This window comes from Tolypothrix tenuis PCC 7101, assembly GCF_963874875.1.
Lineage (GTDB): Bacteria > Cyanobacteriota > Cyanobacteriia > Cyanobacteriales > Nostocaceae > Aulosira > Aulosira tenue.
This window is the reverse complement of record NZ_CAWNJS010000001.1, coordinates 2,780,349-2,798,150: the sequence shown is the minus strand read 5'-3', so window position 1 is coordinate 2,798,150 and position 17,802 is coordinate 2,780,349. Positions and strand designations below refer to the sequence as shown.

8 protein-coding genes are annotated in these 17,802 nt (G+C 41.5%); 7 read left to right on the top strand and 1 reads right to left on the bottom strand.

Going from position 1 to position 17,802, the window contains the following annotated elements; translation table 11 throughout:
- The first annotated feature begins 55 nt into the window (after positions 1 to 55).
- The 6 genes from AACU25_RS11490 to AACU25_RS11465 all read left to right on the top strand — a co-directional run bounded on the left by AACU25_RS11490 (position 56) and on the right by AACU25_RS11465 (position 10,938).
- Entirely contained in the window at positions 56 to 1,924 is a 1,869-nt protein-coding gene (locus AACU25_RS11490) for a glycoside hydrolase family 2 protein (RefSeq protein WP_339382014.1), read from the top strand.
- Entirely contained in the window at positions 1,903 to 3,003 is a 1,101-nt protein-coding gene (gene galT / locus AACU25_RS11485; RefSeq protein ID WP_096575689.1) for a galactose-1-phosphate uridylyltransferase, read from the top strand. Before AACU25_RS11490 ends, galT begins: the two co-directional genes overlap by 22 nt.
- Positions 3,004 to 4,221: 1,218 nt before the next feature.
- Positions 4,222 to 5,322: a M24 family metallopeptidase gene (locus AACU25_RS11480; RefSeq protein WP_096575687.1), complete on the top strand. Its 1,101-nt coding sequence runs from the start codon at positions 4,222 to 4,224 to the stop codon at positions 5,320 to 5,322.
- 717 nt (positions 5,323 to 6,039) lie between these two features.
- Entirely contained in the window at positions 6,040 to 7,782 is a 1,743-nt protein-coding gene (locus tag AACU25_RS11475; RefSeq protein WP_190445699.1) for an ABC transporter transmembrane domain-containing protein, read from the top strand.
- Positions 7,779 to 9,560, top strand: coding sequence for an ABC transporter ATP-binding protein (locus tag AACU25_RS11470; protein WP_096575683.1), 1,782 nt, complete (start codon positions 7,779 to 7,781; stop codon positions 9,558 to 9,560). The genes AACU25_RS11475 and AACU25_RS11470 overlap by 4 nt, the downstream gene beginning before the upstream one ends.
- Positions 9,561 to 10,056: 496 nt before the next feature.
- The gene (locus AACU25_RS11465; RefSeq protein WP_096575681.1) at positions 10,057 to 10,938 is read left to right on the top strand and encodes a universal stress protein; all 882 of its coding nucleotides are present in this window, start codon (positions 10,057 to 10,059) and stop codon (positions 10,936 to 10,938) included.
- A 235-nt stretch (positions 10,939 to 11,173) separates the two neighbouring features.
- Here AACU25_RS11465 and AACU25_RS11460 read toward each other — a convergent pair whose 3' ends face one another.
- Positions 11,174 to 12,154 (bottom strand): SDR family NAD(P)-dependent oxidoreductase, encoded by a 981-nt coding sequence (locus AACU25_RS11460; RefSeq protein WP_096575679.1) that lies wholly within the window; start codon positions 12,152 to 12,154, stop codon positions 11,174 to 11,176.
- A gap of 180 nt (positions 12,155 to 12,334) precedes the next feature.
- Here AACU25_RS11460 and AACU25_RS11455 point away from each other — a divergent pair, with 180 nt between their 5' ends.
- Entirely contained in the window at positions 12,335 to 17,770 is a 5,436-nt protein-coding gene (locus tag AACU25_RS11455) for an ATP-binding sensor histidine kinase (protein ID WP_096575677.1), read from the top strand.
- The last annotated feature ends 32 nt before the right edge of the window (positions 17,771 to 17,802 follow it).

Here is a 17,802-nt window from a genome sequence, read left to right as displayed (position 1 = left end):
TCAAAAATAATTTCTATAGCGAATTTAAGAATATATGGAAACTAATTTGTTGGAGATGGCTAATAACGCGGTGGATTTAAAATCTCATGCCGATAAAAAAACAACTTTAGAGTTAATCGATACGGCTTATCCACGTCCACAATTGCGACGAATTTCTACCAAAAATTCTGCGCGATCGCCTTGGCAAAGTCTCAACGGTGTTTGGAAGTTTGCATTTGATGACCAAGGCAAATGCACTCGCCCCAGTGACCTGAGCCATTGGACACATGATATCCAAGTACCTTATGCTCCCGAATCTATCAAAAGTGGTATTGCTGACACTGGATTTCATCCCAATTGTTGGTATGAAAAGGAATTTGCTACACCCCCAGGTGAGGGTAGGTTATTGCTGCACTTTGGGGCTGTAGATTATCTGGCCCGTGTTTGGGTCAACGATCAATATATTGGCGAGCATGAAGGCGGACACACCAATTTCACGATGGATATTACTGCTGCTTTAAATAATAGGGGTACAACCAAGGTGACTGTTTGGGCGCAGGACGATCCACAAGACCTCGCCAAGCCCCGTGGTAAGCAGGATTGGCAGCTAGAACCCCACAGTATTTGGTATCCGCGTACCAGTGGAATTTGGCAGACAGTGTGGATAGAACCTGTAGCAGCGACTTATATAGATCATATTCGTTGGACTCCCGACTTTGAACGCTGGGAAATTGGTTGTTATGCTGCCCTTGCAGGTAATGCGCCAGCTTCAGGTATTCAAATGAAGATGAAGTTAACTGTGGGCGATCGCGTGCTGGCGAATGATATTTATGAAGTATTTAATGGCGAGGTGAACCGCCGAATTTCTCTTTCTGACCCTGGTATTGATGATTACCGTAATGAATTGTTGTGGAGTCCAGAGAAACCGACAATTATCAATGCTGAGATTGAGTTATGGGATAACGGGCAACTAGTAGATAAAGTAATATCTTACACAGCAATGCGGACTGTCAGCATCCAGCGCGATCGCTTTATGCTTAACGGTCGTCCTTACTATTTGCGTTTGGTGCTTGACCAAGGTTACTGGGCTGAAAGCCTAATGACTGCACCCAATGATTTGGCATTGCGGCGAGATGTAGAACTCGCAAAAGCGATGGGTTTCAATGGAGTCCGCAAACACCAAAAAATTGAAGACCCCCGCTTTTTATATTGGGCAGATGTGTTGGGGTTGTTAGTATGGGAGGAGATGCCTAGCGCTTATCGCTTCTCCCCCAAAGCAGTGGCACGCATGACCCATGAGTGGATGGAAGTCATTAAGCGGGATGTTAATCACCCCTGTATTGTTGCTTGGGTACCTTTTAATGAGTCTTGGGGAGTGCCAAATTTAGTTGAGACACAGGCTCACCGGAACTATGTTTTGGCGATGTATCACTTAACCAAGACACTCGATCCGACTCGTCCTGTGATTGGTAATGATGGCTGGGAAAGTACAGATACCGACATTCTCGCCATCCATGACTACGATACCAATCCCCAGCATTTGACTCAACGTTATGGCCCAGAAGTAAAGCTATCAGATTTATTCAATCGTCAGCGTCCCGGCGGACGTATTCTCACACTGGATAATTATCCCCACCAAGGACAGCCAGTCATGCTGACCGAGTTTGGCGGAATTGCTTATGCGCCAGAAGATCAACCTGATGCTAACAAAGCCTGGGGATACGAGCGTTGCTGGAATCTCTCGGAATTAGAAATTAAATACACTGCTTTGCTGGAAAGTGTGAATAACATCGAGATGTTTAGCGGTTTCTGCTATACACAATTAACCGATACCTTCCAAGAAGCTAACGGGTTGTTATACGCCGATCGCACACCGAAAATTCCACTGGAGACGATACGCGCTGCTACCCTTTCTGGAGGATTATGTACTCCCACAAGTTGTTAAAGCCAGATGGCCGCCAACTAACTTTATATAGTCGATACCCCATTTCTCAAGATATTACAGCTACTAGTCCCAGTAATGAGCCAGTGCAAGCCAATCCCCACCTGCGCTGGCACCCCTTACGGGGAGAATGGGTAGCTTACGCTAGTCACCGTCAAGGGCGGACTTTTATGCCGCCCCCAGAATATAACCCCCTCGCACCCACCAGCAATCGGGAGTTTCCCACAGAACTACCACAGGGGAAATATGACATTGCTGTGTTTGATAATCGCTTTCCCTCAATGGCAGTGACAGCAAATAATCCGCCAGCTAGCATTGTGGAAACTTTACCTGCGAATGGGGCGTGCGAGGTAGTGGTATTCACTCAAAACCCTAATACTTCCCTCAGTGCTTTGGCATTGTCCCATCTAGAGTTATTGTTGCAAGTTTGGGGCGATCGCACTCGTGAAATTGGCGCAAATCCGCAAATACAGTATGTCCTACCCTTTGAAAATAAAGGTGTGGAGGTAGGGGTAACATTACACCATCCCCACGGACAAATTTATGCCTATCCTTTTGTCCCGCCAGTTCCCGCCAAAATGTTGGAGATGCAGCAGCAATTTTATCAAGAACATCAACGGGGTTTACTAGCGGATTTAATTGAAAAAGAGATAGCCGACAACCAGCGCATTATTTATCAAGATGAAGAAGCGATCGCTTTTATCCCCGTATGCGCCCGTTACCCCTACGAAGTTTGGCTTGCACCTAAACAACCAGTACCCACCTTTCATGATTTGACGGCAAAGCAACGTCAGGGACTAGCTAGGGCATTAAAAACCGTCACTCTCAAATATGATGGTTTGTGGAATCGCCCATTTCCTTACCTCATGGCTTGGTTCCAAGCACCCACCGATGGCAAAGCTCATCCTGAAGCACATTTACACGCCCAGTTTTATCCGCCCTATCGCACCAGTGACAGGCTAAAGTATTTAGCTGGAACTGAACTTGCAGCGGGTATGTTTGCTAATGATGCTTTACCAGAAGATAAGGCTAAAGATTTACAGGCGGTGGCTGTAAATATCGAAATGCCGGTTTCCGCATAATGCCATTTTGAAAACAGAACGCGACAGATGGGTAGGGGCACGGCACCAGTAAGATATTTGATATGCCAAAAGATTGCGGATGCCGTGCCCTTACAAAGAATTTATCTGTCGCCGACATTATTTGAATTGGTATAAGTTAAAACAAGCGCATCTTGCCATTGGTGTCAACTTAACGTGAAACCTGCTTGGTTGCAAGGTTTCGCCCTCACCCCCAGCCCCTCTCCCACAGGGAGAGGGGAGCAAGAGATTTAGTTCCCCTTCTCCCGGGGGAGAAGGGGTTAGGGGATGAGGGCGCGATTTGTACAACGCCCGCCCTATATAGCTTTTAGCTGAAGTTGACACCAATGGCATCTTGCCTGCCCAATATATGCAAGTTATACCAATTCAAAATTCAAAATTCAAAATTCAAAATTAAGAATCCAGATAGGACAAGGTTTATAGCTGTGTATCTATCGCATTCTCTTTTTAATTTGGTATTAAATATGGAACAGCTTATCAATTAATTTTCTTCACTGAACTTTATTTAGTTATATGGCGGTGCGTTACGGCTGATTTGCATTGTCTTTCTAGCCTCAAAACCTTTCACAGCCATCACACACGCTACAATTTTTGGGCTTTGCTTTGACGTTTTCGTGTTTCGCGTATCCAGAATCAGCTTCAGAGTTCCCGGAATCAACTTCAGGGTTAACGTTTCCGTATTTCGCGTACCCGGAATCAACTTCAGGGTTCCCAGAATCAACTTCAGGGTTAACGTTTCCGTGTTTCGCGTACCCGGAATCAACTTCAGGGTTAACGTTTCCGTATTTCGCGTACCCGGAATCAACTTCAGGGTTAACGTTTCCGTATTTCGCGTACCCGGAATCAACTTCAGGGTTGACGTTTCCGTATTTCGCGTACCCTGTAGCAACTTTTCACCACCACTTTACGATGGCTATCAATTCCCTCAGTCTTAGGGTTGAGGTTTTTGTGGTAACAATTCGCTTAAATCCGAGGTAATACCACTTGTAAATTAAGAATACGGCAGATACACAGATCCCAATCCCAATACTTGTCGGTGAAGGGGAAAAAGGGAAATGGGAAAAGGTAAAGGGGAAAAGGGACAAGAAAAAACCTTTAACCTTTACCCTTTAACCTTTACCCCAAACCAAATTAAGAGTTTAAAATCCGTATGCATTATGTACGGGCGTTGATGTTTGCACTTTTGGAATGCAAGTAGGGATGAATTCCGTGAATCAAGAAATTTCCCTGAAGTTAGAATTAATCCGCCAAACCCTTAATGAAACTGAAGCGTCAGGATTGCGTTTACGTGGAACTGATTGGTTTGCTTGGGCGACGGCTGGCGGTTCTAACACTGTGCTGCTGACTGCGGAAACAGGGGTTGCAGAAGTTTTGGTAACAGCACAAGATGCATGGGTACTGACGGATGAAATAGAAGCCCAGCGTTTGCAGGATGAAGAGTTACCAATTGATTTCAAGCTGCACATTAACCCTTGGGCTGATAGTAACGCCCGTGAAGCTTTTGTCCGCAATGCTACCAATGGGGGTATAGTTTTAAGCGATCGCCCTCTCTCCCATATCGAAAAACAATTACCCGCTTCTCTACTGAATCATAAACGCGTACTGTTACCCACAGAAATTGAACGTTATCGCCAAGTAGGGCGCAAAGCCAGCGAAGCAATGACAGAAGTACTAAAAGTTGCTCAACCTACTTGGACAGAATATCAATTAGCGGGTGCAGGTGCAGAAGCTTTGTGGGCTAGGGGTTTACATCCAGCGCTGACACTAGTTGCAGGAGAAAGACGTTTACCTTTATATCGCCATGCGACGGCGACAAAAGAAGAAATTGGCAAAGAAGCGATGATGGTTTTTTGTGCGCGTGGCTATGGATTATATGCCAATCTCACACGATTTGTCTGTTTTGGTAAACTTCCCGAAGCACAAGCCAAATTGCATGAGAGTATCCGCGAAATTGAAGCCTCAGTATTGAACTTATGCAAGCCAGGAAAACCTCTGAATACAGTTTATGAAACTTTAGCACAAACCTATCAACAGCACGGATTTCCTAATGCAATTCGCGAACATCATCAAGGTGGAACAACAGGATATTTAGCAAGAGAAATAGTAGCTAATCCTCATACTAGCGATACTTTGGCACAAAATATGGCTGTGGCTTGGAACCCCAGTTTACCAGGGGCAAAAATTGAAGATACTTTTGTAATTCTTGCAGATGATAAATTGGAAAATTTAACTTTTGATCCAAATTTTCCTCATGTAGAAGTAGAAGGAAGATTGCGCCCAATAGTTTTGGAGAATTCGTAATTCGTGAATAGGAATTATTTTTAAGCTTCCAAATTCTTAAGTAGGGGAGCCACTGCGTTCATTGGTGTCAACTTAACGTGAAACCCTCTTTGTGCAAAGGTTTCGCCCTCACCCCCAGCCCCTCTCCCACCAGGAGAAGGGAGCAAGAGATTTAGTTCCCCTTCTCCCTGAGGGAGAAGGGGTTAGGGGATGAGGGCGCGAGGTATTTGTACAACGCCTGCCCTATGCTTTTAGCTTAAGTTGACACCAATGGGCAGTGCCCTGCCCCTACAATCTGTCGCATTCTTTTTTCTAATTTGTATAAATACTATTTCTAGCTACATAATATTTATCTATTAAGCAATTTTATAAAAAAATCAACAATCAAACATATTTAATTACATAATTTCATCGCCAATGTAATATTCACCCTTTATAGATCAATACAGTTCAGTAAAAAAATAAATTGACAACAAAACAATTATTTTGGAGGGGGTTTGGGGGACGCAACCGTCCGAAGTTTTGTGGAAGGAAACCTTCCCCACAAACTTCACCCAATCGGGGGTTTGGGGGAGAATCCCCCAATTGAGCTAGCTGTTTCCATAACTGACAAATCAATCACTAATGATCTATAGATAATCAAACTCAGCATGAGTATTCAATATGCGAGATAATCTTTAAAAGATACCAGGGTGAATTTCATTGCTACCACAATCAGAACTCACAGAAAATTCGTCAATGCAAGCCATCCAACGTGTTTTGGTTAGCTTAAGAAATTATCGATGGATTTCCTTAGGAGCTTTATTAAGTCTCTTACTTTTGACAGTTGCGAATGCAATTACCCCCCAATTATTTCGCTGGGGAATTGATGGAGGTATTGTCCAGCAAAATTTACAAATAGTGCTTTATAGTGCTGCATGGATGGTAGTTGCGGCGATCGCTCGGGGTTTGTTTAATTTTGGACAAAGCTATTGGGCGGAAGCGGCTTCTCAAGGTGTAGCCTATGATTTACGCAATAAGATTTTCAGCAAAATTCAAAATCTCAGTTTTAGCTATCACGACAAGGCGCAAACTTCGCAACTATTAACTCGCGTTACCAGCGATATTGAACAAATCCGCACATTTGTTGGTACTAGCTTAATTCAGGTGATTGGTGCAGTGGTGACATTAGTGACTATTGCGGTAGTTCTGCTGATCATGAATTGGCGATTGGCATTAATTACTCTAACAGTTGTGCCAATCTCAGGATGGTTAATGGCAAGATTTATTAGCCGCAATGACCGATTATTTGGTCAGATACAGCAACAACTGGGTGATCTAAATGCGGTATTACAAGAAAATCTGGTAGGGATTAGGGTAGTTAAAGCCTTCGTGCGCGAGTCGGCGGAAAGGTCACGTTATACAGGACTAAATAATGGCCTGGTCACGGCTAACATGAGGACTATCGATGCTATTCACAATACCTTCCCGTTTATCTTTTTGCTGAGTAATTTAGTGACTCTGGCTGTTTTTGGCTATGGGGGGGCGCAGGTAATTGGTCAGAGGTTCTCGATTGGGGAACTGGTAGCTTTTAACTCTTATTTAGTTTTGGTACTGCAACCAATTTTATTGATTGGGTTTGCTGCACCTGCGATCGCACAAGCTGCGGCTTCAGCCCAGCGAGTTTATGAAGTGGTAGACGCAGCCGTGGAAATTCGCGATCGCACCGATGCAATTGAGTTTAAAACTTGTGGTGGTAGAATCACCTTTGAAAATGTCTCTTTTCGTTATCCTGGTGCTACAACCGAAGCGCTGAAGGATGTTTCTTTTGAAACTAAGCCGAAAGAACTAATCGCTGTTCTAGGAATGACAGGTTCCGGTAAAAGCACCGTGATGAACTTGATTCCCCGGTTTTATGATGTCACTAACGGCTCAATTCGCATTGATGGGCGGGATGTGCGGGATTTTACCCTCAAAAGCCTGAGGGCGCATATTGGCATCGTCTTTCAAGAAACCACCCTATTTTCTGGCACTCTCCGCGAGAATATCGCTTACGCCAAACCCAACGCCCCACTAGCAGAAGTCATTGAAGCCGCAAAAACTGCCCAAATTCATGATTTTATCGACGGTTTACCCGATGGCTACGAGACGATTGTCGGGGAGAGGGGTATCGGTTTATCTGGGGGACAAAAACAGCGGATTGCGATCGCTCGTACCCTACTCACCGATTACAGTATTCTGATTTTGGATGACAGTACCTCGGCTGTAGATGCCAAAACTGCGGCGCAAATCCAAGCTGAACTCGACAACTTAATGCGTCGCAAAGCCTGCGTTACCTTTGTTGTGGCTCAACGTATTAGTACGGTGAAGAATGCCGATCGCATTTTGTTAATTGATAAAGGAAGGTTGGTAGCCCAAGGAAGCCACGAACAATTGATGCAAACCAGCCCGCTTTACGGTGCAATTTTGGAATCTCAAGTCAAGGCAAAGGAGAACAAATGAGAGGTATTGGCCCGGTTGTTGCGCCCGAACAACAAGCAAGTAATCAACTCTCAACCTTGCGGCGCTTCTTACAATACTTGCGACCTTACCGCAAAGAAATCCCCATTGCCTTGACGTTAGTTCTCATGGGTGCATCAACCCAGGCGATCGGGCCATTTCTACTTGGGTGGTCGGTAGATCATCTAATTGCACGCGGTAATTTACAGGGATTGCTGCTGCTATTAGCCTTACTAGGGGTAATTTATGCCCTTGGTGTCTGGGCAATTCGCGGTCAAATTATGCGAGTTGGCTGGATTATGCAGCGCTTGCTGGCGCAGCTGCGACAAGATATTTTCATCAAAATTCAGAGTTTACCACTGAGCTTTTTTGACCGCAGTGAAGCTGGCGATTTAATGAGCCGTCTGCTCAATGATGTCAACACTGTCAATCAGGCATTTGGGCAAACGATCGCCCAAATGCTAGGCAACATTTTCAGTTTGGTGGGCATTGTGATTGCCATGCTGACAATCAATCTGCAACTTGGCTTGTTAAGCAACCTAGTTGTACCACTGATGATTTTAACCACCAGCTTGTTTGCACGTTGGGCAAGAGCGAGATTTCGTGTCACTAGGCAAACCATTGGCGAACTTTCCGCCAAATTGGAAGAAGATATCGGCAGTGTACGGGAAGCACAAGCATTTAATCGCGTACATATCAATATTGCCGAGTTTGATATTCTCAACGCTGCTAATCGGGATGCCAATGTTGAAGCTGTAGCTATTACTGCGGCATTTTTACCATCAATTGATTTTCTCAATACTTTAGCAACCGCAGGTGTTCTCGCTTATGGCGGCTATCTAGCTGTTACTGGTGGCGCAACAGTGGGTGTGGTGACTTCCTTTTTACTGTATGTGCAGCAGTTTTTCCGTCCTATTCAAATTCTTAGCCAGTTTTACACTCAAGCTCAGTCTGCTTTTGCGGGATTAGAGCGAATTTTCCTACTTTTAGATGAACCATCGCAACTTAATGATGCACCCGATGCTACAGAAATGCCACCGATTCAAGGAGAGGTGACTTTCGAGGATGTCAAATTTGGCTATAATTCAGAGCAATTAGTACTTAAAGGTGTAAATTTACACGCCTATCCTGGGCAGATGATCGCCTTAGTCGGCCCTACTGGCTCTGGCAAAACTACCATTATTAACCTGATATTGCGCTTTTATGATGTCTCTGATGGTGCAGTCAAAATAGATGAAATTGACGTGCGGACTGTGACACAAGCTAGTCTGCGTCGTCAAATTGGCATTGTCCTGCAAGATAATATTTTATTTAGCGGTACTGTAGCGGAAAATATTGCCTTTGGTGTTCCTAACGCTACCCAAGCAGATATCGAAGCTGCGGCACAACTGGCGAATGTGCATGAGTTTATTACCTCATTACCCCAGGGTTATACCACTCAATTAGGCGAACGGGGTGCGCCTCTCAGCCAGGGACAGCGCCAACTAATTAGTATCGCCCGTGCGGTATTAATTAACCCGAGAATTTTGATCCTTGATGAAGCTACCAGCAGTATCGATACCCGCACCGAAGCACTCGTACAAAGTGCGATCGCACGTTTGTTGCAAGGGCGTACCAGCTTTGTTATTGCTCACCGCCTCAGTACTGTAACTCAGGCTTCTCAGGTGTTAGTCATTCAGCAAGGACAAATTGTTGAACGGGGAACTCATGCAGAACTGATCGCCCAGCAAGGTGTCTACGCTAACCTTTATGCTCTCCAGTTGGGTGCAACTGCGACTTAAATAGTGCTGAGTCTTGAGTAAAAATTTTAGTCCAATTTTCACGTATGGTGGTGAAATATTGTTCATAGAGGCTTTCGTTTTTCTAATACAATTTTGAAATGCGACACATGGGTAGGGGCACGGCACCAGTCATTGGTGTCAACTTAACACCAAACCCGCTTTGTGCAAAGGTTTTACCCTCACCCCCAGCCCCTCTCCCTCAGGGAGATGGGAGCAAGAGATTCAATTCCCCTTCTCCCTGAGGGAGAAGGGGTTAGGGGATGAGGGCGCGAGAGTTTTTGTACAACGCCTGCCCTATATAGCTTTTAGCTTAAGTTAACACCAATGGGCACCAGTAAGATATTTGATATGCCAAAAGATTGTGGCTGCCGTGCCCTTCCTCAGAATTTATCTGTCGCCAACATTATTTGAATTGGTATAAGTATTTCCAAAAATCAAAGCAGATGGCTGTAGTGCCAAAGTAGAATACAGAAAACTTCGTTGTATTAAATTATTTATGTTTGAAAGAGTTTTAATTTCCACAGATTTTGCTGATGGTTTGCACCGTTTGGCACATTTTGTTTCTAGCCTCGGGCTAGCAGGAATAAAGCAAATTGTGTTTCTGCACGTTGTACCAGTTTGGGAAAAAGGCGCTATTCCAAAAGTGGATACTGAGAACATCGAAGCAGCGCAAACCCGATTAGCCGCAGCAGTTGGTGAAAATAATTCAGATGTAGAAGTCAAAATAGAAGTTCAATCAGGAAAAGCAGTTGAAAAAATCCTGAAGGTAGCGCAAAGTTATCAGTCTGAACTGATTATTTTAGGTTCTCAAAGTCGCAGCTTATTCACAGAAAAATTAGTGGGAAGTACGATGTCTGACTTATCCCACCAAACCAAAATTCCTTTATTAGTATTACGTCCTCAGTTAATATCTGCCTACACTAGCGAGGAATTAACACTGCGTTGTCAGCATCTTTTTCGTTCTTTACTACTTCCTTATAACAATACTCAATCAGCGAATTACTTGGTAAAACAGGTGAAAGATTTAGCAGAGAAACAGCATGGCCAATTTCTGCAAAATTGTCAACTTTCTTGGGTAATAGATAACTGTGGTCGTCAAGAAAGACCACCAAAAATTCTGCCACAGGAGGCGCAAGCAACTCTATCTCAAATTAAAGCTGATTTGGAAGGAGTAAATTTACAAGTAAAAACAGAAGTCCGCGAAGGAAACCCTGTAAATCAGATTTTAGAAACAGCTTTTATGGCAGATATTAGTGCAATTGCTGTGTCTTCCGAAACTATAGGTAAGCTCCAGGAATGGTTGGTTTCTAGTTTTGCGGCTGAAATCTTGCGTCAAAGCTGGTATCCCGTACTCTTTTTCCCATTCCCAGAAAGCTGACCCCTTTGGGGAATTCAAAATTCAAAATTCAAAATTCAAAATTCAAAATTCATCACCTCTTTCGTCCTATCGATAAATCAATGGAAATGTCTTAGGGATTTCCAACAAATAAATTATTCCATCTTGTGGGGCGGGCATCTTGCCTGCCACATAAACTGGGCGGACAAGATGTCCACCCCACAATAAATACTGGGATATTTTTTTATTTGGAAGTCCCTTATGTCCTGTTTTTTTATCAAATTTTCGGGGAACTGAGGCTACTCATTAGTAGCAGTGACCAAGGAATTTTGATATCTGGTATTAGCCAGGAATTTTTTCTCAATTGTGGTAAAGCCGTAGGTAGCAAAAAGCGCAAAGAACGTAGTGATACAGGTAGATTTCCTTCTTGATCTACCACTCCATATCGCTTGGCTAGTTCAGCAACAATATGCACGCGTCCTGTACGGGATATTACTGTTGAATCGTTGGCGAGTTTAGCAATGACTCGTCCTGTTAATAACGGCGTTTCCCAGTTATAGCGATCGCTAAACATGGCTTTTTTTGGGTCAGTTGACTTACTGTCAGCCATTTCTGAGGCGATGCTGCTAATGTGTTCTGTGCCCACAATCCCCGGCCAAAGGGAGATTGAAGCTACATTATAGGGTTTGAGTTCAACAGCCATGTCTGTGGCGAGGCGATCGCACGCTGATTTACCTGCACCATAGGCTGCACCAAAAATATAAGAAAGCCCACCCCAAGAGGAAATTGTACAAATTAAGCCTTGTTGACGTTTAGCCATCATCCTGGCTGCAAAAATACTTGCTACATAGTGACTACGTAAACCTACATTGTTGCAAGCATCCCAGAGACTCGCGTCAAAATCCCAAAAAGGTTTATCATCCAGCTTCCTTAAAGCTGGAACTCCTGAAAATACATTATTTACCAGCAAATCCAGCTTGCCATCTTGTTCTTGTTCGATGCGTTGAAAAAGCGATCGCACTTGCTCATCATCACTGTGATCTACTGCAATCGCAATGCAGACACCGCCAGCTGCTTCTACTGCTAATTTGGTGTCATTTAAGCTACCTCCAATATCATCCTGAGAATTAGAGTTATTGAGGCTGCGCCCTGTAATGTATACAGTTGCGCCTGCTTCACCTAGTCCAATGGCAATTCCTTTCCCAATACCTCTGGTGGCTCCTGTAACTAATGTGACTTTTCCTTGGAGATATTTCATAATTGCTGGCTTGCTTGTAATTACCTAAACAAAATTAATTTCTCAAACTAACATTTTTCAACCTAACACTTCCTTTCTCTTAAATGTGGTTACTCTCATAGTTTTTTGGGAATAATAAATGCCAAACGGCTATATAAACTTTGAGTTTTAGCAAATAAAATTGATTTGTGGAGTATAACCATGACAAGAGAAAGTGATAAGTTTTCCCACATTAATGGCTATGAATTCGTCGCTAAACTCTACCAAGGTTATAAAAGCGAAGTTTACCGCGCTATTAGAGTTGCAGATCAAAAAGCTGTTGTCATCAAATTACTGCGGCTAGAATTTCCTAGTTTCAACGAACTGTTGCAATTTCGCAACCAATATACTATTGCTAAAAATCTTGATACTCCCGGTATAGTCCGTCCTTTGAGTTTAGAAGCTTATCGTAATAGCTATGCATTAGTGATGGAAGATTCTGGAGGAATTTCTTTAAAAGAATATACCAGCAATCAACCACTAGCATTGAGAGAATTTTTGCGAATAGCGCTGCAATTAACTGAAATTATTGACTATTTATACCAAAATCGCGTTATCCACAAAGATATTAAACCTGCCAATATTCTCATTCATCCTAAAACTCAAGAAGTTAAACTCATCGACTTTAGTATTGCTTCTTTATTACCTAGAGAAACTCAAACAATTATCAGTCCCAATGTTTTAGAAGGGACTTTAGCTTATTTATCCCCCGAACAAACAGGACGAATGAACCGGGGTATAGATTACCGCAGTGATTTTTATTCCTTGGGTGTGACATTTTTTGAACTGCTGACAGGAAAATTACCGTTTAATTCTCACGAACCGATGGAGTTGGTACATTGTCATATTGCCAAATACCCTCCTTTAGTGAATGAAATTAACCCTGCAATCCCTCCAGTATTGGGTGAGATTGTGAGTAAATTAATGGCAAAAAATGCCGAAGACCGTTACCAAAGTGGCTTAGGCTTAAAATATGATTTACAAAAATGTCTTGCTCAATTAAACGCTACCGGAGAAATTGCTGACTTTGAAATTGCCAAACGCGATATATGCGATCGCTTCATTATCCCCGAAAAACTCTATGGGCGAGAAACAGAAGTTCAAACTTTACTCAGCGCTTTCGATCGCGTTGCCAATAATAACTCAGAATTGATGTTGGTTGCTGGTTTTTCTGGTACTGGCAAAACTGCTGTCGTCAATGAAATTCATAAACCGATTGTCAGACAACATGGCTATTTTATTAAAGGTAAGTTTGACCAGTTTAATCGTAACGTTCCTTTCTCTGCCTTTGTCCAAGCTTTGCGGGATTTAATGGGACAATTACTGACTGAAAGTGATAGCCAATTACAACAATGGAAAACTCAAATTCTGTCAGCATTAGGCGATAACGGACAAGTAATTATTGAAGTAATTCCCGAGTTAGAGGAAATTATTGGTACACAACCACCTGTACCAGAAATTTCGGGGAATGCAGCCCAAAATCGCTTTAATTTACTCTTCCAAAAATTTATTGCTACTTTCACTATTCCCGAACATCCTCTGGTAATTTTTCTGGATGATTTACAATGGGCAGATTTAGCTTCGTTAAAACTCATGCAACTCTTAATGAGTGAAGCTAATCGCGGCTATTTACTAATTATTGGTGCTTATCGAGATAACGAAGTTTCTCCTATTCACCCTTTAAATTTAACTTTACATGAAATTGCTAAAACTGGAGCTACACTCAACACCATTACTTTAAGCCCACTGAATAAATTTGATATTAATCTCCTGATAGCTGATACTCTTAGCTGTTCTGAAGAACTTGCCATTCCTTTAACAGAATTAGTTTACAAAAAAACTAAAGGTAATCCATTTTTCAACAATCAATTCTTGAAAACATTGTATGAGGATGGGTTAGTTACCTTTAATTTTGAGTTAGGCTATTGGCAATGCGACATTGCTGAAGTTACAGCCTTAGCTCTGACTGATGATGTAGTTGAATTTATGGCGATTCAGTTACAAAAATTGCCACAAGCTACTCAAGATATTTTAAAATTAGCCGCTTGTATTGGTAACCGCTTTGACCTTGATACTCTAGCAATTATCTATCAGCATTCTCAAATTGAAACGGCTGCTGATTTATGGAAAGCTTTGCAAGAAGGGGTGATTTTACCCAATAGTGAAGTTTATAAATTTTATCAAGAAACTGGGAAGGATTATGAGTCACAGCCTTTTGCTAATGCCAGTTTCCAAGTTCCTACATACAGATTTTTACATGACCGAGTACAGCAAGCATCTTACTCTTTAATCCCAGAAAACCAAAAACAAGCAACTCACTTAAATATTGGTCAATTGTTACTGAAAAATACAGATGAGGCAGAATTAGAAAACCGCATATTCAATATTGTTAATCAATTAAACTTAGGTATTGATTTAATTGTTGAACAGACTCAAAAAAATCAACTCGCTCAACTTAATTTAATTGCGGGAAATCGAGCTAAATCATCGACGGCTTATGCTGCGGCTGTGAGTTATTTTAGTATCGGTATGAAACTGCTAGCAGCTGATAGCTGGAATAGTGAATATGATTTGACTCTAGCACTTTATGAATCTGCGGCTGAATCAGAATATTTAAATACCAACTTTGATGCTTCTAAAAAATTAATCGATATCACCCTTCAGCAGGCAAAAACAGCCTTAGAGAAAGTTAAAGTCTACGAAATTCAGATTCAATCGTACACCGCGCAAAATAAATTTATTGAAGCTATCCAAACCGGAAGAGAAGCCTTAAGTTTACTGGGTGTGACTTTACCGACAGACTGCGATCGCGAAACGACATTCAAAGAAGCCGAACAAGTGAAACTGCTGTTAGGCGATCGCTTAATTAGCGACTTGGCTAATTTACCAGAACTCCTTGACCCCAATCAACTCTTCGCCTTGCGGATTCTCTCTGGCTTATTTGCACCAGTTTATATTGCTCAACCCGCATTGCTACCATTAAAGATTTTCACAATGGTGAAAATTTGCATTCAACATGGTAACTCTCCCCAAGCTGCGATCGCCTATAGTTTGTATGGCTTACTGTTATGTGGTATGGGAGAAATTGATGCAGGTTATGAATTTGGTACCTTAGCAGTACTGATGTTAGAGCGTTTCCCAGCCAAAGAGCTAAAAAGTAGAGTTTATCTCACCTTTAGTTTATTTATTAAACACTGGAAAGACCCGATAAAATCTACATTAACTTTATTCCAAGAAGGTTTAGTTAGTGGCTTAGAAACAGGTAATTTAGAATATGTCGGTTATTGTGCTAATTGCTATTGCCAATTTCTCTTTTGGGCGGGAGAACATCTAGATTTTGCTGAGTCAGAATCTTTAAAATATTGCAACCTCATGGCAGAAATTAAGCAAGAGGTATCCTTAATTTGGGGTAAAATTTGGAGACAAACTGTCTTAAATTTGCAAGGTCAAGTTAATCAACCTACGCTGCTAATTGGTTCTGCTTTTAACGAGCAAACAGATTTACCAGGATTAATTGAATATCAAAATATTAATGGTATTTGTTACGTTTATCTAGCCAAAACCTTATTATCCTATTTCTTTGGAGACTACCAAGATGCTGTTGATTCCGCTCAAAAATTTGAGGAATATGAAGCTGGTGCAACAGGTTTAGCAATTATTCCTTTAAGAAATTTTTACCAATCTCTCAGTTTACTGGGTTTATGCTCCACTGCTGAAGAACCACAAAAGCAAGAATACCTAAACAAAGTCTCAGAAAATCAACAGCAAATGCAGAAATGGGGAGAGTTTGCACCCAGTAATTATCAACATAAATATAACTTGATTGAAGCAGAAATAAATCGGGTTTTAAACAAAGAATTTGCCGCTTTCAATTTATACGATGATGCTATTAAGCAAGCAAAAGAAAATGGCTATATTCAAGAATTAGCCCTTGCTAACGAACTTGCAGCAAAATTCTATCTCAACTGGGGTAAAGAAAAAGTTGCCGAAGCTTATATGCAAGAAGCTTATTACTGTTATGCTCATTGGGGAGCTAAAGCAAAAACCGATGACTTAGAAAAACGCTATACGCAACTGCTCCAACCAATTGTCCAACAACAAGAACACCGTTTCAATCCGCTGCTAGAAACTATTCCTACTATTGCCTTTTCAGGTACTTCTGTATGTACTAACTCTTCTAGTACCAATGTTTCTGATGCTCTAGATTTTACCTCTGTCCTCAAAGCTGCTCAAGCCATTTCTAGTTCCATCCAATTAGATGAACTCATCACCAACCTTACCCGCATTATCCTAGAAAACTCTGGTGCCAAAAAATCTGCGCTGATTCTTCCTGTAGAAGATACTTGGCAAGTCAGAGCAATTACCTTTATTTCATATCAAGAAAATTCCCAAACTCAAGTTAAAACTATTCTTGAATCACAGCTATTAGAACAATGTCAAGATGTCCCCCTAAAAATTATCTATTATGTCAAAAATACTCAACAAACAGTCATCATCAATAATTTAGAAACTGATATTCCTGGCGTAATTGGGGAATATATGTTGAAGCATCAACCCAAGAGCATTATTTGTACACCAATTATTAATCAAGGTAATTTAGTAGGCATTATCTATTTAGAAAATAAACTCACTCAAGGAGTATTTACTAATGACCGTTTACAAGTGCTAAAATTACTTGCTTCCCAAGCAGCTATATCATTAGAAAATGCGCGGATGTATCAACAGGCGCAACAAGCATTACAAGATTTACAACAAGCGCAATTACAAATAGTTCAAAGTGAAAAAATGTCAGCACTGGGCAATTTAGTGGCAGGGGTAGCCCATGAAATGAATAATCCTCTAGGCTTTATTTCTGCCAGCTTAACTCAAACTAAACCTAGCTTTGCAGATGTTATGGAACATTTGAGGCTTTATCAAAAAAGCTTACCAAATCCTAACGATGAAATTATTGATCATGCAGAAGAAATTGATTTAGATTACCTGTTAGAAGATTTGCCCAAGGTAATTGATTCTATGCAAATTGCCTGTCATCGCCTAAGTAATATTAGCACTAGTTTAAGAACTTTCTCTCGTGCTGATAAAGATTACAAAGTAAAATTTAATATCCATGAAGGCATTGATAGTACAATTCTCATTCTCAAACATCGCCTCAAAGCTAACGAACAACGCCCAGCAATTGAAGTAATTACAAATTATGGCAATTTACCAAAAATAGAATGTTTTCCAGGGCAATTGAATCAGGTATTCATGAATATTTTAGCAAATGCCATTGATGCCTTCGATGAATCTAATGCTGGGCGAAGTTTTACAGAAATTCAAGCAAATCCCAACCAAATTACAATTACCACATCTCTGCAAAATCAAAACGTAAAAATTTCTATTGCTGACAATGGCCCTGGAATTTCAGATGAAGTAAAATCCAAAATTTTCGACCATCTATTTACTACTAAAGGCGTAGGTAAAGGTACAGGTTTAGGATTAGCGATCGCTCGTCAAATTATTGTAGAAAAACACGAAGGCATAATTAATGCCAACTCTGCACTAGGTAAAGGGACAGAATTTGAAATTCAGATTCCTATCTATGACGATAATGATTAAATTCACCACAAAAGTAAAAGGGTAAAATCAAA

What these genes read in the sequence shown, in the direction of transcription:
- AACU25_RS11455 (WP_096575677.1), top strand. Translation starts at nt 12,335, where the DNA reads ATGACAAGAGAAAGTGATAAGTTTTCCCACATTAATGGCTATGAATTC.
- AACU25_RS11490 (WP_339382014.1), top strand. Translation starts at nt 56, where the DNA reads ATGGCTAATAACGCGGTGGATTTAAAATCTCATGCCGATAAAAAAACA.
- AACU25_RS11470 (WP_096575683.1), top strand. Translation starts at nt 7,779, where the DNA reads ATGAGAGGTATTGGCCCGGTTGTTGCGCCCGAACAACAAGCAAGTAAT.
- AACU25_RS11475 (WP_190445699.1), top strand. Translation starts at nt 6,040, where the DNA reads ATGCAAGCCATCCAACGTGTTTTGGTTAGCTTAAGAAATTATCGATGG.
- AACU25_RS11465 (WP_096575681.1), top strand. Translation starts at nt 10,057, where the DNA reads ATGTTTGAAAGAGTTTTAATTTCCACAGATTTTGCTGATGGTTTGCAC.
- AACU25_RS11480 (WP_096575687.1), top strand. Translation starts at nt 4,222, where the DNA reads ATGAATTCCGTGAATCAAGAAATTTCCCTGAAGTTAGAATTAATCCGC.
- AACU25_RS11460 (WP_096575679.1), bottom strand. Translation starts at nt 12,154, where the DNA reads ATGAAATATCTCCAAGGAAAAGTCACATTAGTTACAGGAGCCACCAGA.
- galT (WP_096575689.1), top strand. Translation starts at nt 1,903, where the DNA reads ATGTACTCCCACAAGTTGTTAAAGCCAGATGGCCGCCAACTAACTTTA.